Consider the following 22,165-nt stretch of genomic DNA (forward strand, 5'->3'; position numbering starts at 1 on the left):
GCGGCACCCGCCAGCCATTCCCCCGGGCGGCATCCCCGCTTAAGCTCGCGCCGATGATCCCTCCCGTGTCCCTGCTCCCGTCCTTTGCGCCCTGGCTCGATGTGGCCGGTCTGGCGGTATTTGCCGCCTCTGGTGCGCTCGCTGCGGCCAAGCGCGGACAGACCGCGGTGACGCTCGCCTTCTTTGCGCTGATCACCGGCGTCGGCGGCGGCACCGTGCGCGATCTGCTGATCGGCGCGCCGGTGTTCTGGGTGCACGATCCGCGCGCCGCCACCGTCTGCCTGATCATGGCCGCGGTGATATGGGTAACGCCGGAACGCTGGTGGAAGGACAGCGCGCTCGGCTGGTTCGACGCGGTCGGGCTCGCGGCCTATGCCGTCTACGGCGTCACCAAGGCGCGCGGCTATGGCATTCCGCCCGTGCCCGCCGCACTGATGGGCGTCGTCACCGGCTGCGTCGGCGGCATCATCCGCGACGTGCTGGCCGGCGAGCCGTCGATCCTGATGCGCCCGGAGCTCTACGTCACCGCTGCGGCGCTCGCCTCGGCATTGTACATGGGGCTGGTGCTGCTCGGCGTGCCGGCGGCGGTCGCCGCGGTGATCGGCGCCGGCGCCGGCTTCGCGCTGCGCGCGGCGGCGATCCGCTGGCGGCTGGCGTTGCCCGCTTATGGCGAGAAACGATAGGCGCCGGTCGTCCCGCCCAACCGCGGAGCCGTCCGCTGCGACCTAGCCGCGCACCACGCCGATGTCGGCGAATCGCCGCGGCTCGGCGGGCGGCGACGCGGCCTCGGCGAGTTCGCACTGCCAGTAGCCGACGTCGATCCACTGGCCGTGCTTGTAGCCGATCTCGCGGAACACGCCGGCGCGGCGGAAGCCGACCGCCTCGTGCAGGCTGATCGAGCCCGGATTGGGGAGGGCGATGCGGCCGATCGCCTGGGTGAAGCCCTGCGCCCGCACCGTGTCGATCAACGCCTCGTAGAGCAGCCGCCCGAGCCCTTGGCGCTGTGCGACGTCGGCGACATAGATCGTCGTCTCAAGCGTCCAGCGATACGCCTCGCGCGCCGAGAATTCGGTGGCATAGGCATAGCCGAGCACGCCGCCGTCGGCCCCGCCGCGGCCTTGGTCGGTGACGGTGGCGACGATCCACGGGTACAGCCCGTCCGATGCCGCCATGCGGTGACGCATGGTCCGCGCGTCTGGCGCGTCCGTCTCGAACGACACAGTGCCGGCGAGCACGTGCGGCGCATAGATCGCCGCAATTGCCGCGGCATCCTCTGGCCGGGCGGGGCGCAGCGCGATCACAGGCAGGTCCTCATAGCCCGAGCTTCGCCATCACCAGATCGAGCAGCCGGGTGTCGGCAACGGCGCTGCTGCTCGGCCCGAACCCGCCGCATTCGAGGCAGCGGGCCTGCACCGAGCCGGCCGACGCCAGCCGCCGCACGTCGCCGAGCACCTGGGCAAGCATGCCGCGACGATCGGCGGCGATCCGGGAGAACACGTCGCCCCCGGTCGCGTCGTCGTCGTCGTCCTTGTTGATCGACGCGGCGAGCTGCGCGGCGAGGCCGGGCTTCTTCTCGAGATATTCGGCGTGGACCTTGGCGGGGTCGAGCTTGGCGCGGCGTGCCGCCTCGGCGATCGCATCGTCGAGGTTGCCGAACCGGTCGATCAGCTTGAGCTGATGCGCCGAGCCACCGTCCCACACCCGGCCCTGGGCGATTTCGTTGACATGCTCGGGGGTCATGTGGCGCGACTGGGCGACGCGGGCGATGAACTGGCGATAGCCGTTCTCGATGCCTGCCTGCAGGATCGCATCGAGCGTCGGGTTGGTGCCGCCGAACACATCAGGCTGGCCCGAAAGCGCGGTGGTCTTCACGCCATCGGTGGTGACGCCGATCTTGGCGAGCGTGTTCTCGAAGGTCGGGATGATCCCGAAGATGCCGATCGAGCCGGTGATCGTCGACGGCTCGGCGAAGATCAAGTCGCCCGGGGTCGACACCCAATAGCCGCCCGAGGCGGCGAGCCCGCCCATCGAGGTAACGACCGGCAGACCCTTCTTCTTGGCCTCGAGGATCGCGAGGCGGATCCGCTCCGATGCCATCACCGATCCACCCGGCGAGTCGACCCGCACCACCAGCGCCTTGAGGTTCTTGGTGGCGAGGCCATTGAGGATCGCCTTGGCGATGGTGTCGCCATGCGCCTCGCCGGGGCCGCCCTCGCCATCGACGATGTCGCCGGCGATCGTGACCACGCCGATGCCGTCGCCGGCCTTGCTGAGCGGATGCGCGTCGACCCAGTTCTGATAGGGGATGGTGTTGAAGTTGCCGGCCGACTTGTTGGCGTCGGTGCCCGCGATCGCGGCGACGCGGCGACCAAAGGCGGTGCGATCGCCGAGCTTGTCGACGAGGCCGGCGGCGAGATTGGCCTTGGCGATGTCGCCATTGGCGGCGAGCACCAGCTTGTCGGGTTGGCTGAGGAACTGCTTCACCTGCGCCTGTGGCCGCGCCTTGGCGATCGCCTCCTGCCACTGGCCTTCGAGCGCGCCATACAGCTGCTGGCTGGCGGCGCGCGCCTCGGGGCTCTGGTCGGCGCGGGTGTAGGGCTCGACAAAGCTCTTGAACTTGCCGACGCGGTAGACGTGGGTGTTGACGCCGAGCTTGTCGATCAGGCCCTTGTAATAGAGCTGGTTGCCGCCCGGACCGGTGAACAGCGTGCCACCGAGCGGGTTGACCCAGATCTCGCTGGCGTTGGCGGCGAGGCGGTAGCCGGCGTCGGTATAGGCGGTGGCATAGGCCAGCACCGGCTTCTTGGTATCGCGGAAGCGGCGGATCGCCTCGGCGACCTCGTTGATCGTCGCCGGATAACCGCCGCCGAAGCGGTCGAGATCGAGCACCAGCGCCTTGACGCGATCATCGCTGCGGGCGGTGTCGATCGCGCGCAGCAGGTCGCGGGCGCGGAACTGCTGCGGTGCCTTGCTGCCGGACAGCGCCGCCATCGCGGTGATGTCTTCGGGCTGTTCGACGATGGTGCCGTCGAGATCGAGCACCAGCGCGCCGTTCTTGATCGGCTTCGATCCCGGCCGCGCGTTTAGCGCCGCAAACAGCAACCCGAAGAACAGCAGCATCGCGATCAGGACCAACCCGTCCTTGATCGCGACCAGCAGCTTCCATGCGCCCCGAACCAGCTTCACGTCACGCTCCTTGCTTCAATGATCCTGCGCTAGAGCAGGAGCGGGCAGGGTGCAACGGCCCGTCTTAGCCAAGCAACACAGAAGCAGGGCTCGGGCCGTCGCGGCACGGTCCCATTGCGTCCATTTTTGCGCCACCGCTCCCTTGACGTGCCTGATGAGCGGGCACATATCCCGGTCGTTGGCACTCGCACATCGCGAGTGCCAGAAATCTGTAACACTCACTGTAAAGAGGGACTCAGCAATGAACTTTCGTCCGTTGCACGATCGCGTCCTCGTCCGCCGCGTTGAGGCGGAAGAGAAGACGGCAGGCGGGATCATCATCCCCGACACCGCCAAGGAAAAGCCCCAGGAGGGCGAGGTCGTCGCTGCCGGTACCGGCGCGCGCGCCGAGAATGGCACGATCACCCCGCTCGACGTCAAGGCTGGCGACAAGATCCTGTTCGGCAAGTGGTCGGGCACTGAGGTCAAGGTCGACGGCGAAGACCTGCTGATCATGAAGGAATCCGACATCCTGGGGATCGTCGGCTGATCTTTCCCGTCACCCCGGCAGCGCGCCGGGGTTTCCCATTACCGCAAGGCTCCGGCAATCGCCGGAGTGACGCACATCTGAAAGGGTAGCCATCATGGCAGCCAAGGACGTAAAATTCGGCCGCGACGCGCGTGAGCGCATCCTCCGCGGCGTCGACATCCTCGCCGATGCCGTTAAGGTCACGCTGGGGCCGAAGGGCCGCAATGTCGTGATCGACAAGAGCTTCGGCGCGCCGCGCATCACCAAGGACGGCGTCACCGTCGCCAAGGAGATCGAGCTCAAGGACAAGTTCGAGAACATGGGCGCGCAGATGGTGCGCGAAGTGGCCTCGAAGACTAACGACATTGCCGGCGACGGCACCACCACCGCGACCGTGCTCGCCCAGGCGATCGTCCGCGAGGGCATGAAGTCGGTGGCCGCCGGGATGAACCCGATGGATCTGAAGCGCGGCATCGATATCGCCGTGATCAAGGTCGTCGAGGACATCAAGGCGCGTTCCAAGCCCGTCTCGGGTTCGGCCGAAGTCGCCCAGGTCGGCATCATCTCCGCCAATGGCGATCGTGAAGTCGGCGAGAAGATCGCTGAAGCGATGGAGAAGGTCGGCAAGGAAGGCGTGATCACCGTAGAGGAAGCGAAGGGTCTCGATTTCGAGCTCGACGTCGTCGAGGGCATGCAGTTCGACCGCGGCTATCTGTCGCCTTACTTCATCACCAACCCGGAGAAGATGACGGTCGAGCTCAACGACCCGTACATCCTGATCCATGAGAAGAAGCTCTCGAACCTGCAGGCGATGCTCCCGATCCTGGAAGCCGTCGTTCAGTCGGGTCGTCCGCTGCTGATCATCGCCGAGGACATCGAGGGTGAGGCTCTGGCCACGCTGGTCGTCAACAAGCTGCGCGGCGGCCTCAAGGTCGCAGCGGTCAAGGCACCGGGCTTCGGCGATCGCCGCAAGGCGATGCTCGAGGACATCGCGATCCTGACCAAGGGCGAGATGATCTCGGAAGACCTGGGCATCAAGCTCGAGAACGTCACGGTCGGCATGCTCGGCACCGCCAAGCGCGTCACCATCGACAAGGACAACACCACCATCATCGATGGTGCTGGCGATGCCGACTCGATCAAGGGCCGTACCGAAGCGATCCGTGCGCAGATCGAGAACACCACCAGCGACTACGACCGTGAGAAGCTCCAGGAGCGTCTTGCCAAGCTCGCCGGCGGCGTGGCCGTGATCAAGGTCGGTGGTTCGACCGAGGTTGAGGTCAAGGAGCGCAAGGACCGCGTCGACGACGCACTGCACGCAACCCGCGCAGCCGTCGAAGAGGGCATCGTCCCCGGTGGCGGCACCGCGCTGCTCTATGCGACCAAGGCGCTCGAAGGCGTCAGCGGCATCAACGACGACCAGACGCGCGGCGTCGACATCGTTCGCAAGTCGCTGACCGCCCTGGTCCGCCAGATCGCGCAGAACGCCGGTCATGACGGTGCCGTGGTATCGGGCAAGCTGCTCGACCAGTCGGACACGTCGTTCGGCTTCAACGCCTCGACCGACACCTACGAGAACCTGGTCCAGGCCGGCGTGATCGATCCGACCAAGGTTGTCCGCACCGCGCTGCAGAACGCAGCCTCGGTTGCCGGCCTGCTCATCACCACGGAAGCTACCGTGTCCGAGCTGCCGGAAGACAAGGCACCGGCGATGCCGGGCGGCGGCGGCATGGGCGGCATGGGCGGCATGGACTTCTAAGTCCCTGCCGCTCGGCCACCAGGCTGAAGCAACATAGAAGGGCCGGGGGGAAACTCCCGGCCCTTTTTGCGTGCGCGCCGCAGTCCCGGAAATACTGCCGACACGTCGCCCCTGACCGATGCTGCCGTAGCGGATGCATCCTGCGCAGCTTCACCCGTTATGGTGCGGGTACTATTAACCATCCCGGGCCAAAGCGGCCAAAGGTGCGCTCCGGCGGCCGATAGGCCCGGGATGGAGAGGGATGCCAGGTGGCGGGCAATGTCGGACTTCACGACCTGATCGGATCGGTGGCCGGCGCCATCGTCGATGCACAGGGCGTGGTCGAACGCCACTTCCTCGATCTGGTGGGCCGCTATTTTGACAGCAACGGCCGGCCGATCAGCTTCGACATCAAGCTTCCCAAGCCTCAAAGTGTCGCTGCTTCATCGTCGCAGGCCGATGAAGCCCTGCCGTCTCCCGGCGGCGATGATTACGTCCAGCTCGGCGTGCCGCTGCTGTCGCTGGTCGAGAGCAATCTGCTCGCGATCAAAGAGATGACGGTCGATCTCGATGTCGAGCTTGGCGATATCATCACCAGCGGGCCGGATGCCGCCAGCGCGCCAGGGGCGCCAGGCGGCGCGCCGCGCGACGTGCCGGCGATGTCGCTCGACGGCGATCCGGCGCCCGGCGCCGAACGCTCGCCGCTGGCCGCGTCGGCGCTGCTGCGGCCGCGACCGGCGATGGGGCTCAGCGTCGGCATCGGTGGCCGCACCGACGCCAGCGGCCCAACCGCCCGCATCTCGATCAAGGTGGAAGCCAAGCCCGTCAGCGAAGGGCTGCTCCGCCTGCTTACCCAGCTCAACAAGGTGGTTTGACCAAGGAGAAAGCGCATGCCGATCAATATGGGTGACCAGTTTCGTGGGCTGCCGATGGGGGATCTTATCGGCGGACCGCTGATGGCGGCCTGCGACGCGCAGGTGCGCCTCGCCAACGCCACGGCGCAGTTCATCCAGCAGGTGGGCTTCATGCCCAAGCAGGGAACGGTGCCCGGGCCCGACGGGCAGATCGTGTTCGACCCCAAGTCGTTCGACGTGCGCACCGTGGAGTTCCGGTTCAACCGACCCGCCGCCGGGGCCGCGGCGGACGCCAACGGCATCGTGCCCACCGAGACGGTGTCGCTGGAAGTGCCGCTGCTCGCGATCGTCAAGGTACCCGCGCTAGGCATCGATACGGTCGACATCAGCTTCGACATGGAGGTGAAGAACTCCGAATCCTCGAAGGACAGCGAGGACAAGTCCGGCAAATTCTCAGCCGATGCCAGCGTCGGCTGGGGCCCGTTCAGCCTCAAGGTCCATGTCGAAGGCTCGGTCGCCACCCACAAGGAGAACACCCGCTCGACCGACCAGACCGCGAAATATCACGTCCAGGTGCGCGCGATGGACAAGGGCATGCCCGAGGGGCTCGCCCGCGTGCTCGACATGATGAACACCGCCATCGCCCCCAAGACAATCACGCCGACGACGGCCACGCCGGCGACGGGCAACACGCCAATCGCAGCCGGCGACACGCTCGAGGCGAAGGACCGGGTGCTGGATCATGAGCCGACGCCGATCGATCTCGAGCCCGGCCATACCTACCGCGTTCGCGAGATGGCCGACGCCTGATCTGCGCCGCCGCGATGTTCGACATGACCGACGTGGGCTTCGTGAAGCGGGTCACGCTGGGCAGCACCCATCACGAAGCCCTGCACCATCAGGAGGATCTCGATGTCCAGGCGGACCTGCTCAATCGCTGCCTTAACGATTATCCCCGGGGCAAGATCATCGGAATCGAGAAGTCGTTCAAGCTGCTCAACATCGGTGAGCATCCCGTGGTGCTGCAGTGGATTTGCTACCACATCGGCTTCCCGAGGAAGCCGGATTGGCTGAGGGACTGATCCGGATGCGCGATCTGGCGGCCTCGCTGATCGCCGCGGGCAACACGCCGGTGGTCGAGGGCGCGCAGGTTGCCGCGGTGCGGATGGAACTGCTCGCCTTCACCGGGCAGGTCCGCTTCGGCCAGCGCTTCTGGGACATGCAGTTGCGCCGGACCACGGCGCCACGCCGCGCCTGGTTCGTCCGCCTGCCCTGGATCGCCCGGTTTCGCCGCGCCCGCCGGCAGCGGGCCGGCTGGTCGGCCCACCGCATCATCCTGAGCTGGACGCCCAGCCGGCTCGCCGCCTCGATCGATGGCTATCCCGTCGCCACCATCCTTCTCACCCCGGAAAGGACGTCTCATGCCTAGCCCTGCAAAGACCGCCGCTGGCGCTGCACCGATCGCCTGCACCCCCAAGCATCTGGACCATGATCTGCTGACCGAGTCCGCCCGGGTGGCGCGCACTGAAAATCCGGTGAACCACCCGGCCGCCATTCACCGACTGCTCGCAAATAATCCCGATTTTGCCATCAGCAGCGAAAATATCGCGGTGCTGACCACCAAATACTGGCGCGGCGGCGGCTGCACGCTCACCGTCGGCTTCCTCGACAACCCGCCGGTCGATTTGCGCCGAAAGATCCTCCAGCACATGAACGCCTGGAACGCATCGGCGAACGTCACCTTCACCGAAAGCAACGTCGATCCCAAGGTGCGGATCTCGCGCGAGCCGGGCGGCTATTGGTCGTATCTCGGCACCGATATCCTGCTGATCGACAAGGCCAAGCAGACCATGAACCTGGAAGGGTTCACCATGGCGACGCCCGATTCCGAATTCCATCGTGTCGTCCGCCACGAGACCGGCCACACGCTGGGCTGCCCGCACGAGCACATGCGCGCCGAGCTGATCGCCAGGATCGATCGCGCCAAGGCGATCGATTATTATCGGCAGACCCAGGGCTGGAGCGAGGATCAGGTGATCCGGCAGGTGTTGACCCCGCTGGAGGATGGATCGCTCTGGGGTACGCCGCGGCCCGATATGGATTCGATCATGTGCTATCAGATTCCCGGCGGCTTGACGACGGATGGCCGAGGCATTCCCGGTGGCCGCGACATCGATCCGAGCGATTATGCATTCATGGCGCAGGTCTATCCCAAGCCCCGCGCCGCGCCGGTCGCGGCCGGCGCTCCCGAAGCCGCCGCCGCCGTGGCGAGCCGGCGCCGTGCATGTCCCGATTGCGTCGAGGTCGAACTCGCCGGTGGCACCCGGGTCAGCGTTCATCCCGAAGCGTCTGAAGAGCAGGTCCGCCGCGTGTTCGCTGCCTTGGCCTCGTAACGTTCGGGTGCGGCAACGGGGCGGGAGGCGCAACGGGTAGAGGCGGGGAGTTGGCGTCGTCGTCATCGCCATAGGCCTGGACGCGATTAGCGAGGCGTTGTCGGAACCCGTCGGCTCAACAAGGTGACCGTCGCGGTAGCCACGAATGCGTGCAACCAGCCTCGCGCTCCGCACGTTGGCCGGCCATGAACGATCGTCCGACTACCGCCACCCCCACCGACGGCATCATCCTTGGCTATGGGCCGATGATCCCGCTGGTGGTGGCAGCGCTCGGCGCCTGGATCTTGCCGGACCTCTACGCCTATTTCGCGGTCCAGGCCGGGATCATCTGGGGCGCGCTGATCCTCGCCTTCATCGCCGGGGTACGCCGTGGCTACGGGTTCGGCAGCCCGGGCGCGTCGACCGCCGTGTCGATCGCCACCAGCATCGGCTACTTCGTGCTCGCTGGGCTCGGCCTGGCGATCGGGCGCCCCAGCCACGCGCTGCTGCCGTTGATCCTTGGGTATGTCCTGGCGGCCATGCTCGATCGACGCGCCGCGCTCGCTGGCGACGCACCCCCGTTTTTCGCGACGCTTCGCCCGATCCAGCTGCTGATCGGCGCAGCGGGGCTCGCCGGGCTGTGGGCGTGGACGATCGGCCGCTGATCGGCATCAGGAGAAAATCAGTGAAGCTTTACTACAGCCCAGGCGCGTGCAGCCTCGCCGACCATATCGCGCTCCACGAGGCGGGGCTCGCCTTTGAACATGAGCGCGTCGACCTGCGCAGCAAGAAGACAGAGCACGATGGCGACTACGCCGCGATCAACCCCAAGGGCTATGTGCCGGCGCTGACCATCGACAGCGGCGAGACGCTCACCGAGAATGTCGCCATCCTCTACTGGATCGCCGAGCAGGCGCCGCATCTCCGCCCCGCCGGCCATATGGGCTGCACCCATCTGGTCGAGGCGCTCGGTTATATCGGCAGCGAGATCCACAAGGGGTTCAAGCCGCTGATGAGTGGCGCCGACGATGTCGCTAGGCAGCAGGCGAAGGGCGTCATCGCCGCGCGGCTGCGTTATCTGTCCGACACCATGGTCGGCGATTATCTGTTCGGCCCGGAGCTGAGCGTCGCCGACTGCTATCTGTTCGTGATGCTGCTGTGGGCGCGGCGCTTTGAGATCGAGGTGCCGGACTATCTCGGCGAGTTCCAGGAGCGGATGATGGGCCGCGAGGCGGTGCGCAAGGCGATGGCGCATGAGGGGCTGCTTTAGGGCAGTCACTGGTCGTCACCATTTACCGTCACCCCGGTGAACGCTGGGGTGACGGTGTGGAGGTGAAGCCCCTTTACTTCTTCATCGCCTCGATCAGTTTCTTGACCTCCTGGCTGCGCCCGCGCGGCAGGATGAGCACGTCGTTGCCGCTCGCCACCACGATGAGGTCGCTGACGCCGACCAGCGCGACGCGCACGCCGTCCGAGCGCACCAGGCAGTTCTCGGTTTCGATCGCCAGCACTTCGCCGCTGCCGGTGCTGCCATGGGCATTGCCGTCGACGTCCAGATCGCTGATCGCATGCAGCGCGTCCCAGCTGCCGACGTCGCTCCAGCCCATCGCCACCGGCACCACCGCGACCCGCTCGGCCTTTTCCATCACCGCATAGTCGATCGAATCCGACGGCGAGGTCGCGAAGGACTCGGCATCGGGATAGATGCGCGTGCCGTCGCGCCGCGCCTTGGCAAGCGAATCGGTCACCGCGGTGACGATGCCCGGCGCGTGCGCGGCGAGCTCGCCGAGGAAGATGTCGGCACGGAACAGGAAGATGCCGCCGTTCCAGGCATGGTCGCCCGAGGCGAGCATCTCTTCCGCGCGATCGAGCGGCGGCTTTTCGACGAACCGCTCGACGCGGTGGACGCCGCCGCTGATCTCGTCGCCGATCTTGATCCAGCCATAGCCGGTCTCGGGAGCATCCGGGCTGATGCCGAAGGTGACCATCCAGCCCTCGGCGACCAGCGGCATCGCCGCCTGGATCGAGGTGTGGAAGGCGTTGAGATCGGTGATGACGTGATCGGACGGCATCACCAGCAGCGCATTCTCGCCACCGGCGGCAAGCGCCGCCAGCGCGATTGCCGGCGCGGTGTTGCGACCTGCGGGCTCGAGGATCACCGCCTGGGCGTTGGCGCCGACCGCGGCGAGCTGCTCGTCGATCAGATCGGCATGGCGGGCATTGGCGACGATGATCGGTGCCGCGAAGCCCTCGCCATGCGCGCGCCGCGCAGTGAGCTGGAGCATCGTCTCCTCGGCGGTCAGCGCGAGCATCTGCTTGGGCATCTCGGGGCGGGACATCGGCCAGAGCCGGGTGCCCGATCCGCCGGACAGGATCACGGGAACGATCGTCATGTGGGGTGAAAACTCCTGATTTCCGGGGGACCCTATCGCGTCGGCGGCCGAACCGGAATGGCTATCTGTGTCCCACGTTCAGCCTTTATTTGTCTTTTGCTGCGACAGGCTGATGACATGTCGGGAATGTTTACACCCGCCCTGTAGCGGAGGCGACGCGGTGATACGGCTGTTCAAGCATTACATCCCGCACGCGGTGCTGCTGCTCGGGCTCGTCGATGCGCTGCTGCTGTTCACTGCGGCCGAGATGGGCTGGGTGATCCGCGCGCACCAGATCGGCATGGCGGTGGAATCGATCACCACCCGCATCCCGCAGTTGCTGAGCTTCGTCGCCGCGCTGCAGATCTCGCTGGTCGCGGTCGGCGCCTATGGCGTCGCTTCGTTCCTGTCGCTGCGCTTCGCCGCGGCGCGGCTGGCGGTGGCGATCGCGCTCGGCGTCACCTTTCTCGCGCTGATCTTCTTCCTGGTGCCGGCGCTCACCTTCTGGCGATCGAACCTGCTCTATTCGATGGTCATCGCCTCGGTGCTGCTGGTCGCGGTGCGCGCGCTGCTCAACCGTTCGCTGGGCGGTGACACCTTCAAGCGGCGGATCGTCGTGCTCGGTGCCGGCGCGCGCGCGGCGCGGATCGGCGCGCTCGCCGACCTGCCCGGGGTGAACGTCGTGGTCGCGGGCTATGTCGCGATGGCCGAGGCGAACCCGGTGGTCGCCGATGCGGTGCCGCGCGAGCAGATCCCCAACCTTGCCGCGCATGTGGTCGATCTCAACGCCAGCGAAGTGGTGCTGGCACTCGAGGAGCGCCGCAACGCCCTGCCGCTCAAGGACCTGCTGCGCGTCAAGACGACCGGCGTGATGGTCAGCGAGATCTCGAGCTTCCTCGAGCGCGAAACCGGGCGAATTGATCTCAACAGCGTCAACCCGTCCTGGCTGATCTTCTCCGACGGCTTCGCCTCGGGCCGCATGCTCTCGAGCGTGTTCAAGCGGGCGTTCGATATCGTCGCCAGCCTGCTGCTGCTGGTGTTGACGTTGCCGGTGATCCTCGTCACCGCGGTGGCGATCAAGCTCGAATCGCGTGGGCCGGCTTTCTACCGCCAGCGCCGCGTCGGCCTGTACAATCAGGGCTTCGACATCGTGAAGCTGCGCTCGATGCGGCAGGATGCCGAGGTCGCCGGCAAGGCGGTGTGGGCGGCGGAGGACGACCCGCGCATCACCCGCATCGGCCGCTTCATCCGCAAGGTGCGGATCGACGAGCTGCCGCAGACCTGGACGGTGCTGAAGGGCGAGATGAGTTTCGTCGGCCCGCGTCCCGAGCGACCGCAGTTCGTCGAGCAGCTGGAGCAGCATCTGCCTTTCTACGCCGAGCGCCACATGGTGAAGCCGGGGATCACCGGCTGGGCGCAGATCAACTACCCTTATGGCGCCTCGATCGAGGATTCGCGGCACAAGCTCGAATATGACCTCTATTACGCCAAGAACTATTCGCCCTTCCTCGATCTGCTGATCCTGCTGCAGACGCTGCGCGTCGTGCTCTGGCCGTCGGGCGCGCGATGACCGTGTCGCTGATCCTGTGGGGCCATGCGCTCGCCGCGCTGATGTTCGGCGTGCTCGCGCTCGCGGTGATGCGCCGCGCGCGGCTCGACGCCACGGATCGGGCGCTGGCGCTGGCGCTGTTCGTCACCGCCTTGTGGGCGCTGGCGGTGGCGGGGATTGATTCGCGTGACGTCGCCACCAGCCTCGCGCTGGCGGTGCGCAACATCGCCTGGCTCGGGCTGATGGCGCTGCTCGTCCGCCGCGCGCGCACCGGCGGCTATGCGCTGCTCGCGGTATATCTGGTGGCGATCGGCATGGCGCTGCTGACCGCGATTCTCGCCATCCTCCAGACGCTGCCGTTCGACGGCGAGGGCGCGGCGGCACTGTATGGCGCGTCGCTCGTCTGCCGGATGATGAGCGCGGTCGCCGGGCTGGTGCTGGTCCATCATCTCGCCATCACCCTGCTGCCGCAGCACAAGGCGCGGCTGATCCCGATCGCGATCACCGTTGCGACGATGTGGAGCATGGATCTCGCCACCGCCGCGCTCGGCTATGCCCTTGGCGCCTGGCCCGACGCGCTGATCGCGGTGTACGGCTTCGCCATGGCAGGCGCGGCGCTGGTCCTCGGCCTGGCCCAGCGCCGCGGTGACCGCGGGCTGATGGTGTCGCGCGCCGCGGCGTTGCGCTCGCTGTCGATCGCCGGGGCGATGGCCTATGCCGCGCTCACCGTCGGCCTCACCAGCGCCGCGGCGAGCTGGGCCGGCGACAATGTCCGGCTGGTGCAGACCGCGATCATCTTCGGTGCCACCGCGGCGCTGATGACGCTGATGTCGACGCCGTGGTTGCGCGCCTGGCTCAAGGTCAAGGTCGCCAAGCACCTGTTCCGCCACCGCTACGACTATCGCGCCGAATGGCAGCGCTTCACCGACCGGCTCGGCCGCCCGGGCGACGCTGCCGATCCGCTCGACCTGCGCATCGTCAAAGCGATGGCCGATCTCACCGACGCTCCCGCCGCGATGCTGCTGGTCGCGGATGGCGCGGCGCTGATCGCCGGCGCCAGCTGGGCATGGTCGCTGGCCGGCGAGGGCAGCGCCGATCTCGGCCAGCACCTCGCCGCCTCGGGCCGCATCGTCGAGCTCGACGCAGTCCGCCGCGGTGCCGCGCCGGCGGTGGAGACGGCGGCGATCCCCGGCTGGATGCTCGACCAGCCCGACGCCTGGGCGCTGGTGCCGCTGATCCACGGCACCAGCCTGATCGGCGCGATCCTGCTCGCGCGCCCGCCGGTCGATCGCCCGCTCGACTGGGAGGACCTCGATCTGCTCCGCGTCGCCGGGCGCCAGGCGGCGAGCTACCTCGCCGAGGATCGCGCCCATGCCGCGCTCGCCGATGCCGCGCGGTTCGACGAGTTCAACCGCCGCTTCGCCTTCATCATTCATGATCTCAAGAATTTGGTCAGCGGGCTGACCCTGGTCGCGCGCAACGCCGAGCGCCACGCCGACAATCCCGATTTCCGCGCCGACATGGTCGCCACCCTCAAGGACTCTGCCACCCGCATGAACGCGCTGCTCGCCCGCCTGTCGCAGCATCACCAGGCTGCCGACGAACCGGTCCAGCCGGTCGACGCCGGCGAGCTGGCGCAGCGCCTCGCCGCCGGCCGCCGTGCCCAGCACCCGATCGACGCCGCCGGCGCGGGGGTCGCGCTCGCGCAGCCGGGCCGGCTCGAGCAATTGCTTGGCCATCTGCTCCAGAATGCGGTGGAGGCGAGCCCCGCCGGCGCGCCGATCACGGTGGCGGTCGGCCGCCACGATGCCGGTATCGCCATCGACGTGATCGATCGCGGGGTCGGCATGAGCCCGGCTTTCGTCCGCGATCGCCTGTTCCGCCCGTTCGTCTCCTCCAAGCCCGGCGGGTTCGGGATCGGCGCCTATGAGGCGCGCCAGCTCGCCACCGCGATGGGCGGCACGCTTGAGGTCGCCAGCCGCGAGGGCGAGGGCACGCGCTTCCGCCTGATCCTGCCGCCAGCCCCGGCGCTGGAGGCGGCGGCATGAGCGACGCGCCGGGCCCACGGCCAGTCCTGCTCATCGTCGAGGACGATCTCGCGCTGCAGCGCCAGTTGCGCTGGGCCTATGAGGGCTATGAGATTGTCACCGCCGCCACCCGCGGCGAGGCGATCGAGGCGTTGCGCGCGCATGAGCCTGCGGTGGTCACGCTCGATCTCGGCCTGCCACCCGATCCCGACGGGACCACCGAGGGATTCGCCACCCTCGCCGAGATCCTGTCGCTGAAACCCCATACCAAGGTGATCGTCGCCTCGGGCCATGGCGCACGCGAAAGCGCGCTCCAGGCGATCGCCCAGGGCGCCTGGGATTTCTACGCCAAGCCGATCGACATCGACGCGCTCGGCCTGATCGTCGCGCGCGCCTTCCACGTCCACGCCATCGAGGCCGAGAACCGGCGGCTGGCGGCGCGGGTGGAAGGATCCGGCTTTGGCGGCCTGATCTATGCCTCGGACGAGATGAGCCGGGTGGTGCGCACCATCGAGCGCGTCGCTGCCGCCGACGTCTCGGTGATGCTGCTCGGCGCCAGCGGCACCGGCAAGGAACTGCTCGCCCGCGGCGTCCATGACAGCTCGCCACGCCGCAAGGGCGCTTTTGTCGCGATCAACTGCGCCGCAATTCCCGAGACGCTGCTCGAAAGCGAGCTGTTCGGCCACGAAAAGGGCGCGTTCACCGGCGCGGTCAAGACCACCGAGGGCAAGATCGAGCTCGCCCAGGGCGGCACGCTGTTTCTCGACGAGATCGGCGACGTGCCGCTGCCGCTTCAGGTCAAGCTGCTGCGCTTCCTCCAGGAGCGCGTGATCGAGCGGATCGGCGGCCGCAAGGCGATCCCCGTCGACACCCGCATTGTCTGCGCCACCCACCAGAACCTCGACACGATGGTGGCCGAGGGCCGCTTCCGTGAGGACCTCTACTATCGCCTCGCCGAAATCGTGGTGCGGATCCCCGGCCTCAGCGAGCGGCCCGGCGACGCCAGCCTGCTCGCGCGCGCCTTCGTCCACAAGCATGCCGGGGCAATGAAGCTCCCCGTCACCGGCCTCGCCCCCGACGCGCTCGCCGCGATCGATGCCTGGAGCTGGCCCGGCAACGTCCGCGAGCTGGAAAACCAGATCAAGCGCGCGGTGATCATGGCCGATGGCAAGCTCGTCACCGCCGCCGACCTCGATCTCGACGACAGTAATCGCGACGAGGTGCCGCTCAACCTGCGCGCGGTGCGCGAGATCGCCGATCGTCGCGCGATCCGCCATGCGCTTGCCCGCTCGGACGGCAACATCTCTGGCGCCTCGCGGCTGCTCGGGGTCAGCCGGCCGACGCTGTACGATCTGCTGAAGAGCTACGACCTGCATGGCTGAGGCCGCTTATCCGTTGCTCAAGCCGCGCCGCCGCGCCCGCCGTACCGGCGCGCCGCGACTGCCCCGGCTGGTCGGCGCGCGGCTGGTTGCCGCGGGCATCCTGCTGCTGCTCGCCGCCGCGGCGGTGCTGCTGGCGTGGCGCTCGCCGGCGGCGGTGGACCCGCGCCGCGCGCTTGCCGATGCCGACCAGGCGTTTGCCCGCGGCAACTACAGCGCCGCGCGCAACCATGCGCTGGCCTCGCTGAAGGTGGTGCCGGGCTCCGCACCGGCGCATCTGCTGCTCGCCCGCGCCTATCTGCAACTGGGGGACGGCGTCGCCGCGGAGGGCGAGCTGACCCGCGCCGGTGATGCCGGCGTCCCCGCCGCTCGGCTCGATCCCTACCGCGCCCGGGCGCGCTTTCTCCAGGGCGACTATGACGGCGCGATCAGCGACGCCGCGACGACCCCGGCCGACCCGGTCGCGATCCGCGCCCGTGCCCGTGCGCTGGCAATGCAGGGCGACGGCGCCGCGGCCGGCGAGGCGCTCGACGCGCTGCTCGCCCGATCACCCAATGACGGCGCCGCCTGGGCCGATCTCGGCCGTATCCGGCTCAATGCCGGCGATCTTGGTGGCGCGGCTGCGGCCGCCGCGCGCGCGGTTCGCCTGCTGCCGGGCGATCCAGTCGCGCTGACGCTGCAGGGGGAGGTGGTCCGCAGCCGCTTTGGCCTCACCGCCGCCTTGCCCTGGTTCCGGGCGGCGCTGCAGCGCGACGCCTTCTATCATCCGGCGCTGATCGAATATGCCGCGACGCTTGGCGAGACCGGTCGCTACACGCAAATGCTCGCCGCCACCCGCGACGCGCTCGCCGCCCGGCCTGGCCGCCCGCAGGCGCTGTACCTCCAGGCCGTGCTCGCCGTCCGCGCCGGCCACCGCGCGCTTGCCCGCGATCTGCTCCAAAAGGCCGGCGATACGCTGTCGGACCTGCCGGCCGCGATGCTGCTCAGCGGCAGCCTCGATTATGCCGACGGCAAATATGAGCAGGCGATCGACACCTGGCGCCAGCTGGTCGCGGATCAGCCGGTCAACGTGCTTGCCCGCCGCCTGCTCGGCGCGGCCCTGCTCCGCTCGGGCGATGCCGCTGGCGCGCTCGATGCCCTTCGCCCGGTCGCCGAGCGCGACGACGCGGATCCCTATGCGCTGCTGCTGGTCGCGCGGGCATTCGAGGCGAGCGGCGATCGGGCATCGGCGGCGACCTTCCTTGATCGCGCCGCGGCCGCACGGGTCGGCACCGCTGCCGTCTTTGCGACGGACGATGCCGTCGGCGCGGTGCTCGCCGATGCCGCGGACGCGCCCAGTGATCCCAATTACGTGGTCGGTGCGATCCGCGCGCAGGTGAACGGTGGCGACATTTCCGGCGCCATCGCCCGCGCACGCAGCCTCGTCGCGGCCAGCCCGGGTGCGCCTGCGGCGCGGCTTGCGCTCGGCGACGCGCTCGCCGCGGCCAGCCATTGGGCCGATGCGGCGAGCGCCTATGCCGCCGCCGCCGATCTTGCCTTCGACGAACCCACCATGTTGCGGCTAGTCGATGCGCTGGGCCGCGCCGATCGGCCGCGCGATGCCGCCGCGGCGCTGTCGCTCTACCTCGGGCAGAACCCGCAGAGCGTGCCCGCGCTGCGCCTGCTCGGCGACCTGCAACTCGCGGGCGGAGACAGCGCGGCAGCGATCGAGACCCTCGAAAGTCTGCGCCGGATGATCGGCAACCGCGATGCCGCGCTGCTTGCCAGGCTCGCCCGCGCCTATGCCGCCGCCGACGAAAGCGCGGTCGCGCGCCGCTATGCGCGTGCCGCTTATGCGCTGGCACCGATGAACCCTGGCGTCGCCGATGCCTATGGCGTCGCGCTCGCCGCCGACGGCGATCTGGGCGCCGCCCGCCAGTTGATGGCCGAGGCGGTCGCTCTGGCCCCGGCCGACCCGCAGATCGCCGCCCACGCGCGCCAGATCGCCCGCTGACCGCATACCAACGGCTCGTCGCCGCGCCGGCCACCTTGCCTAGTCCGGTCTCGCCAGCCATGGCCGCTCCATCGCACACCCACAGGGACACCGTAGAAGCATGGCAGACCCGCTGGAGCGCATCGCCGCCGCGCTCGAACGCCTTTCCCCGCCGCCGCCCGCCGCCGCAGATGCCGCCGCCCACCCGGCTTATGTCTGGCGCGAGCGCACCCTGGTCGCAGCGCGTGCCTTTGCGCCGTTGCCGCTCGAGCTGCTGATCGGCATCGACCGGCAGAAGGCGGCGCTGCTCGCCAATCTGCGCCGCTTCGCCGCCGGCGCCGCGGCGCAGGACGTGCTGCTGTGGGGGGCGCGCGGCACCGGCAAGTCGGCGCTGGTCAAGAGCGCCGCCGCCGCGGTGCAGGGCGAGGGCGGGGACCTTGCCCTGGTCGAGGTCGCCGCGCTCGCGACGCTGCCCGCCTTGTTCGCCGGGCTCGCCGGCGTGCCCCGCGCCTTTGTGATCTTCATCGACGATCTCGGCGTCGACGACCCCGCCGAGGCGCGCCACCTGCGCTCGCTGCTCGAGGGCGGGGCCGAGGCGCGCCCCGCCAATGTCCGCCTGCTGGTTACCGCCAACCGCCGCCACCTGATGCCGCGCGACATCGCCGAGCAATCGAGCGCGATCAACCCGCGCGATGCGGTCGACGATCATCTCGCGCTTGCCGATCGCTTCGGGCTCAGCCTCGGCTTCCATGCGCTCGATCAGGAGGGCTATCTGGCGATGGTCGCGGCCTATGCGGCGCGCCACGGCCTCACTGCCGATCCCGCCGACGCGCTCGAATGGGCGACGCGGCGCGGCAGCCGCTCGGGGCGGGTCGCCTGGCAATATATCGTCGATCTCGCCGGGCGTGCCGGCGTATCGCTGGCGCCGATCGCGCCCGGCTTGACGTGAGGCCGGCGACCGGCTCCGTTGCGGGCATGTCTCGCCTGGGCGAACTCGACCTGCCGGACCGGCTCTCGCCCACCGTCACCCCCTGGGTGACGCAGCTTGGCGTCGGGCTGCTGTGCACCAGCAGCGCCATCCTGATCCGCGCGATCTTCGATGCGCTGGCGACCGCAGGCGCGCCGTTCGCCTTGGTGTTCCCCGCGGTGATGCTCGCGACGCTGTTCGCGCGCTGGCCGGCCGGGGCGGTCACCGCGGTCACCACCATCGGCTATTCCTATGCCTATACCTCGCGCCAGCCCGGCTTCCGCTTCGCCAACGCCGGCGCCAATGCGACCTTGGTCTTCATCATCCTCGGCACGATCCTGACCATCGCCTGCGCCGAGCTGTTCCGCCGGGCCGCCCGCCGCGCCACGCAGGAGCGTGATCGCGAGATCGCCGATCGCGATCTGCTGCTCGCCGAGATCGATCATCGCATGAAGAACAATTTCGCGCTGGTGACGAGCATCCTCGATATCCAGCGTCGCCGCGCCGACGGCGATGCCGCCGATGCGCTCGGCAGTGCGCTGCGCCGGGTAGAGAGCATCGCCCGCGCCCACCGCCATCTTTACCGCGGCGACGGCCAGTCGGGCACGGTGCAGATGCAGGCCTATCTCGGCGATCTCTGCTCGGCGCTCGCCGACGCGCTGTCGCTGCGCGGCGGCATCACCCTGATCTGCGACTGCGACGAAGCCGCGGTGCCGCGCGACCGCGCCGTCTCTATAGGGCTCGTCGCCAACGAACTGGTCACCAATGCCGCCAAGCACGCTTTCACCGGGCGCGACAGCGGCACCATCGCGGTCTGCTTCCGCGCCCGTCCACAGGGCTGGGCGCTGATCGTGTCCGATGACGGCGTCGGCATGAACACCGCTGCGCCGAAGCCACAGGGCAATGACCACGGCCTCGGCTCGCGTCTGATCCCCGCCTTCGCGCGCCAGGCCGGCGGTGTCATCACCACCGCCAGCGGCGCCGACGGCACCGAGGTCACGCTCGAGCTGATCGCCTAGAACGGCACGCCGTCAGCGCTGGCTGCTCACCCCAGCGCTTCGACCTGCTCGGCAAGCTCCAGCCATCGCATCTCGGCCGCGTCCTTCTCCTCGCGAGCCGTCTCCACCGCCTTGCTGAGGCTGGTGAACCTGGCGAAATCGCGCGTGTACAGGTTGGGATCGGCGAGCAGCTTCTCGTCGCGGGCGATCCCCTTCTCGATTTCCTCGATCCGCTTGGGCAGCAGATCATAGTCGCGCTGGTCCTTGTAGGTGAGCTTGGTCCTGGCTGGCGACGGGGCGGGGGCATCCACCTTGGCGGTGGTCTTCTTCGGCTCCGCCTTGGCCTTGCGGCGCCGTTCCCAATCCTCATAGCCGCCGGCGACCACATCGACCGTGCCCGAGCCATCAAGGCCCAGCGTCACCGTCACAGTACGATCGAGGAAGTCGCGATCGTGGCTGACGATCAGCACCGTGCCGTCGTAATCGGCGATCACCTCTTGGAGCAGATCGAGCGTCTCGAGGTCGAGGTCGTTGGTCGGCTCGTCGAGCACCAGCAGATTGGAGCGCCGCGCGAATTCGCGTGCGAGCAGCAGCCGCGAGCGCTCACCGCCTGACAGCGTGCCGATCTTCGCCTCGGTCAGGCTCGGATCGAACAGGAATTCCTTGAGATAGCCGTGGATGTGCTTGCGCACGCCGAGCACGTCGATCCAGTCGCCGCCGTCGGCGAGCACCTCGCGCACCGTCTTTTCCGGCGCCATCAGACTGCGCTGCTGGTCGATCACCACGCCGTCCAGCGTCTTGGCGAGCTTCACCGTGCCGCTGTCGGGCTGGATCTCGCCGGTGAGCAGCTTGAGCAGGGTCGATTTGCCCGCGCCGTTCTGGCCGACGATGCCGATCCGGTCGCCGCGAGTCACGCGCAGGTTGAGATCGTTGATGATCGTGCGCGGGCCGAAGCTCTTGGTGACATGAGTGGCGTCGATCACCACCTTGGTCTTGTTGTCGTCAGAACTGGTGACGAGATTGGCAGCGCCCTGCGGCCCCATCATCGCCGCGCGCTCGGCCCGCATGTCCTTGAGCTTGCTCAACCGACCCTGGTTGCGCCGCCGCCGCCCGGTGACGCCGCGCTGCAGCCAATGCTCCTCGATCTTGAGGCGCGCATCGAGCTTCTCGGCCTGGCGCTGTTCCTCGGCATAGACCGTCTCGGTCCACGCCTCGAACCCGCCGAAGCCGATCTCGGCGCGGCGGATCGTGCCGCGGTCCAGCCACAGCGTCTGCTTGGTGAGCCGGGTGAGGAAGGTGCGATCATGGCTGATCACCACGAACGCGCCGGTGAACCGCCCCAGCCATTGCTCGAGCCAGTCGATCGCGCCGATGTCGAGGTGGTTGGTCGGCTCGTCGAGCAGCAGCACGTCCGGGTCCTGCGCCAGCGCGCGGACGATCGCCGCCCGCCGCCGCTCGCCGCCCGACGCCGAGCCGCTCTCGCGCGACAGGTCGATGCCGAGCTGGTCGGCGATCGCATCCGCCTCATGCCGCTCGGGGGCATCGTCGCCCGCCATCACGTAATCCGCCAGCGTCGCGAAGCCGGCGAGGTTCGGATCCTGCTCGAGCAGCACCACCCGCGTGCCCGGCACCACCACGCGGCGGCCTTCGTCGGAATCGATCGTGCCGGCGATCAGCTTGAGCAGCGTCGTCTTGCCGGCGCCGTTGCGGCCGATCAGCGCGAGCCGGTCGCGCGGCCCCACCTGGAGGTTGAGATTGCGGAACAACCAGCCTGATCCTTGGATCAGGCCGAGGTCTTCATAAGCGAGGATCGGGGCGGCCATGGCCCGGGCAGGTAGGGAACCCGCGCCCGTCCGGCAAGTTGCACGGCGTGATGAGGATCAGGCGCGGGGCCATTCACAGGATGTTCAATGCCGGCGCGCTAGGGCGCCGCGCATGAAGGCTGCCGTGTCCCTGTTGCTCCTGCTCGCTGCACCGGCGCTCGCCGCGCCGCTCGATCAGCACCGCACCGATCAGGAACGCGCCTATGACGCGCGCCGCCAAGGCCGCATCCTCTCGCCCAAGGCGATCGAGGCGCGGGTGGTGCCGACCATGAAGGGATATGAGTATCTTGGCTTCGATCTCGATTTCGGCAGCGCGGTTTACACGCTCAAGTTCCTGCGCGATGGAATGGTCGTCTGGGTCGACGTGGACGGCCGCTCGGGGCAGATCATCGGCCGCACCGGCCGCTAACCCGCAAGTAA

At 68.5% G+C, this 22,165-nt stretch carries 21 protein-coding genes; 17 read left to right on the plus strand and 4 right to left on the minus strand.

Going from position 1 to position 22,165, the window contains the following annotated elements; translation table 11 throughout:
• Positions 1-53: 53 nt before the first annotated feature.
• A complete protein-coding gene (locus tag OXR60_RS03340; RefSeq protein WP_267394013.1) occupies positions 54-683 on the plus strand; it encodes a TRIC cation channel family protein in 630 nt (209 codons plus the stop codon).
• Between the two features lie 42 nt (positions 684-725).
• On the opposite strand, the gene OXR60_RS03345 is transcribed toward OXR60_RS03340, so the two are convergent.
• Together OXR60_RS03345 and sppA are read right to left on the minus strand one after the other, a co-directional pair.
• Positions 726-1,301: a GNAT family N-acetyltransferase gene (locus OXR60_RS03345; RefSeq protein ID WP_267394015.1), complete on the minus strand. Its 576-nt coding sequence runs from the start codon at positions 1,299-1,301 to the stop codon at positions 726-728.
• A 10-nt stretch (positions 1,302-1,311) separates the two neighbouring features.
• The gene (sppA, locus tag OXR60_RS03350) at positions 1,312-3,186 is read right to left on the minus strand and encodes a signal peptide peptidase SppA (protein ID WP_267394018.1); all 1,875 of its coding nucleotides are present in this window, start codon (positions 3,184-3,186) and stop codon (positions 1,312-1,314) included.
• 241 nt (positions 3,187-3,427) lie between these two features.
• On the opposite strand from sppA, the gene groES reads away from it, so the two are divergent.
• From groES to OXR60_RS03395, 9 genes are all read left to right on the plus strand, one after another.
• On the plus strand, positions 3,428-3,715 hold the full coding sequence (gene groES / locus OXR60_RS03355; protein WP_037532998.1) for a co-chaperone GroES: 288 nt from the start codon (positions 3,428-3,430) through the stop codon (positions 3,713-3,715).
• A 94-nt stretch (positions 3,716-3,809) separates the two neighbouring features.
• Positions 3,810-5,453, plus strand: coding sequence for a chaperonin GroEL (gene groL, locus OXR60_RS03360; RefSeq protein WP_267394022.1), 1,644 nt, complete (start codon positions 3,810-3,812; stop codon positions 5,451-5,453).
• A 248-nt stretch (positions 5,454-5,701) separates the two neighbouring features.
• The gene (locus OXR60_RS03365; protein ID WP_267394024.1) at positions 5,702-6,307 is read left to right on the plus strand and encodes a DUF2589 domain-containing protein; all 606 of its coding nucleotides are present in this window, start codon (positions 5,702-5,704) and stop codon (positions 6,305-6,307) included.
• A 15-nt stretch (positions 6,308-6,322) separates the two neighbouring features.
• Positions 6,323-7,096 (plus strand): DUF2589 domain-containing protein, encoded by a 774-nt coding sequence (locus tag OXR60_RS03370; RefSeq protein WP_267394026.1) that lies wholly within the window; start codon positions 6,323-6,325, stop codon positions 7,094-7,096.
• A 14-nt stretch (positions 7,097-7,110) separates the two neighbouring features.
• Positions 7,111-7,368, plus strand: coding sequence for a hypothetical protein (locus OXR60_RS03375; RefSeq protein WP_267394028.1), 258 nt, complete (start codon positions 7,111-7,113; stop codon positions 7,366-7,368).
• 5 nt (positions 7,369-7,373) lie between these two features.
• Positions 7,374-7,715 (plus strand): hypothetical protein, encoded by a 342-nt coding sequence (locus OXR60_RS03380; protein WP_267394030.1) that lies wholly within the window; start codon positions 7,374-7,376, stop codon positions 7,713-7,715.
• Positions 7,708-8,679, plus strand: a complete 972-nt coding sequence (locus tag OXR60_RS03385; protein ID WP_267394033.1) for a M12 family metallopeptidase — start codon at positions 7,708-7,710, stop codon at positions 8,677-8,679. The genes OXR60_RS03380 and OXR60_RS03385 overlap by 8 nt, the downstream gene beginning before the upstream one ends.
• Before the next feature lie 185 nt (positions 8,680-8,864).
• Entirely contained in the window at positions 8,865-9,323 is a 459-nt protein-coding gene (locus tag OXR60_RS03390; RefSeq protein ID WP_267394035.1) for a DUF3429 domain-containing protein, read from the plus strand.
• A 20-nt stretch (positions 9,324-9,343) separates the two neighbouring features.
• Positions 9,344-9,928 (plus strand): glutathione S-transferase N-terminal domain-containing protein, encoded by a 585-nt coding sequence (locus OXR60_RS03395; RefSeq protein ID WP_267394037.1) that lies wholly within the window; start codon positions 9,344-9,346, stop codon positions 9,926-9,928.
• A 73-nt stretch (positions 9,929-10,001) separates the two neighbouring features.
• On the opposite strand, the gene OXR60_RS03400 is transcribed toward OXR60_RS03395, so the two are convergent.
• Complete coding sequence (locus OXR60_RS03400; protein WP_267394039.1) at positions 10,002-11,051, minus strand: mannose-1-phosphate guanylyltransferase/mannose-6-phosphate isomerase; 1,050 nt, start codon at positions 11,049-11,051, stop codon at positions 10,002-10,004.
• Positions 11,052-11,211: 160 nt separating this feature from the next.
• On the opposite strand from OXR60_RS03400, the gene OXR60_RS03405 reads away from it, so the two are divergent.
• The 6 genes from OXR60_RS03405 to OXR60_RS03430 all read left to right on the plus strand — a co-directional run bounded on the left by OXR60_RS03405 (position 11,212) and on the right by OXR60_RS03430 (position 19,943).
• A complete protein-coding gene (locus OXR60_RS03405) occupies positions 11,212-12,600 on the plus strand; it encodes a TIGR03013 family XrtA/PEP-CTERM system glycosyltransferase (protein ID WP_267394041.1) in 1,389 nt (462 codons plus the stop codon).
• Complete coding sequence (gene prsK / locus OXR60_RS03410; protein WP_267394043.1) at positions 12,597-14,627, plus strand: XrtA/PEP-CTERM system histidine kinase PrsK; 2,031 nt, start codon at positions 12,597-12,599, stop codon at positions 14,625-14,627. The genes OXR60_RS03405 and prsK overlap by 4 nt, the downstream gene beginning before the upstream one ends.
• Positions 14,624-15,988, plus strand: a complete 1,365-nt coding sequence (prsR, locus tag OXR60_RS03415) for a PEP-CTERM-box response regulator transcription factor (RefSeq protein WP_267394044.1) — start codon at positions 14,624-14,626, stop codon at positions 15,986-15,988. Before prsK ends, prsR begins: the two co-directional genes overlap by 4 nt.
• The gene (locus tag OXR60_RS03420; protein ID WP_267394045.1) at positions 15,981-17,978 is read left to right on the plus strand and encodes a tetratricopeptide repeat protein; all 1,998 of its coding nucleotides are present in this window, start codon (positions 15,981-15,983) and stop codon (positions 17,976-17,978) included. The genes prsR and OXR60_RS03420 overlap by 8 nt, the downstream gene beginning before the upstream one ends.
• A gap of 100 nt (positions 17,979-18,078) precedes the next feature.
• Entirely contained in the window at positions 18,079-18,906 is an 828-nt protein-coding gene (locus OXR60_RS03425; RefSeq protein ID WP_267394047.1) for an ATP-binding protein, read from the plus strand.
• Between the two features lie 26 nt (positions 18,907-18,932).
• A complete protein-coding gene (locus OXR60_RS03430) occupies positions 18,933-19,943 on the plus strand; it encodes a sensor histidine kinase (protein ID WP_267394049.1) in 1,011 nt (336 codons plus the stop codon).
• A gap of 26 nt (positions 19,944-19,969) precedes the next feature.
• On the opposite strand, the gene OXR60_RS03435 is transcribed toward OXR60_RS03430, so the two are convergent.
• Positions 19,970-21,745 carry an ABC-F family ATP-binding cassette domain-containing protein gene (locus OXR60_RS03435; protein ID WP_267394051.1) on the minus strand — a complete coding sequence of 592 codons (1,776 nt, stop codon included), beginning with the start codon at positions 21,743-21,745 and terminating at the stop codon, positions 19,970-19,972.
• A gap of 112 nt (positions 21,746-21,857) precedes the next feature.
• On the opposite strand from OXR60_RS03435, the gene OXR60_RS03440 reads away from it, so the two are divergent.
• Entirely contained in the window at positions 21,858-22,154 is a 297-nt protein-coding gene (locus OXR60_RS03440; RefSeq protein WP_267394053.1) for a hypothetical protein, read from the plus strand.
• Positions 22,155-22,165: the final 11 nt, after the last annotated feature.

Source organism: Sphingomonas sp. GC_Shp_5 (genome assembly GCF_026540855.1).
In the GTDB taxonomy this organism is placed as follows: Bacteria; Pseudomonadota; Alphaproteobacteria; order Sphingomonadales; family Sphingomonadaceae; genus Sphingomonas.

What these genes read in the sequence shown, in the direction of transcription:
- OXR60_RS03425 (WP_267394047.1), top strand. Translation starts at nt 18,079, where the DNA reads ATGGCAGACCCGCTGGAGCGCATCGCCGCCGCGCTCGAACGCCTTTCC.
- OXR60_RS03390 (WP_267394035.1), top strand. Translation starts at nt 8,865, where the DNA reads ATGAACGATCGTCCGACTACCGCCACCCCCACCGACGGCATCATCCTT.
- OXR60_RS03375 (WP_267394028.1), top strand. Translation starts at nt 7,111, where the DNA reads ATGTTCGACATGACCGACGTGGGCTTCGTGAAGCGGGTCACGCTGGGC.
- OXR60_RS03400 (WP_267394039.1), bottom strand. Translation starts at nt 11,051, where the DNA reads ATGACGATCGTTCCCGTGATCCTGTCCGGCGGATCGGGCACCCGGCTC.
- OXR60_RS03420 (WP_267394045.1), top strand. Translation starts at nt 15,981, where the DNA reads ATGGCTGAGGCCGCTTATCCGTTGCTCAAGCCGCGCCGCCGCGCCCGC.
- OXR60_RS03430 (WP_267394049.1), top strand. Translation starts at nt 18,933, where the DNA reads ATGTCTCGCCTGGGCGAACTCGACCTGCCGGACCGGCTCTCGCCCACC.
- prsR (WP_267394044.1), top strand. Translation starts at nt 14,624, where the DNA reads ATGAGCGACGCGCCGGGCCCACGGCCAGTCCTGCTCATCGTCGAGGAC.
- groL (WP_267394022.1), top strand. Translation starts at nt 3,810, where the DNA reads ATGGCAGCCAAGGACGTAAAATTCGGCCGCGACGCGCGTGAGCGCATC.
- OXR60_RS03385 (WP_267394033.1), top strand. Translation starts at nt 7,708, where the DNA reads ATGCCTAGCCCTGCAAAGACCGCCGCTGGCGCTGCACCGATCGCCTGC.
- OXR60_RS03370 (WP_267394026.1), top strand. Translation starts at nt 6,323, where the DNA reads ATGCCGATCAATATGGGTGACCAGTTTCGTGGGCTGCCGATGGGGGAT.
- groES (WP_037532998.1), top strand. Translation starts at nt 3,428, where the DNA reads ATGAACTTTCGTCCGTTGCACGATCGCGTCCTCGTCCGCCGCGTTGAG.
- OXR60_RS03435 (WP_267394051.1), bottom strand. Translation starts at nt 21,745, where the DNA reads ATGGCCGCCCCGATCCTCGCTTATGAAGACCTCGGCCTGATCCAAGGA.
- prsK (WP_267394043.1), top strand. Translation starts at nt 12,597, where the DNA reads ATGACCGTGTCGCTGATCCTGTGGGGCCATGCGCTCGCCGCGCTGATG.
- OXR60_RS03380 (WP_267394030.1), top strand. Translation starts at nt 7,374, where the DNA reads ATGCGCGATCTGGCGGCCTCGCTGATCGCCGCGGGCAACACGCCGGTG.
- OXR60_RS03340 (WP_267394013.1), top strand. Translation starts at nt 54, where the DNA reads ATGATCCCTCCCGTGTCCCTGCTCCCGTCCTTTGCGCCCTGGCTCGAT.
- OXR60_RS03440 (WP_267394053.1), top strand. Translation starts at nt 21,858, where the DNA reads ATGAAGGCTGCCGTGTCCCTGTTGCTCCTGCTCGCTGCACCGGCGCTC.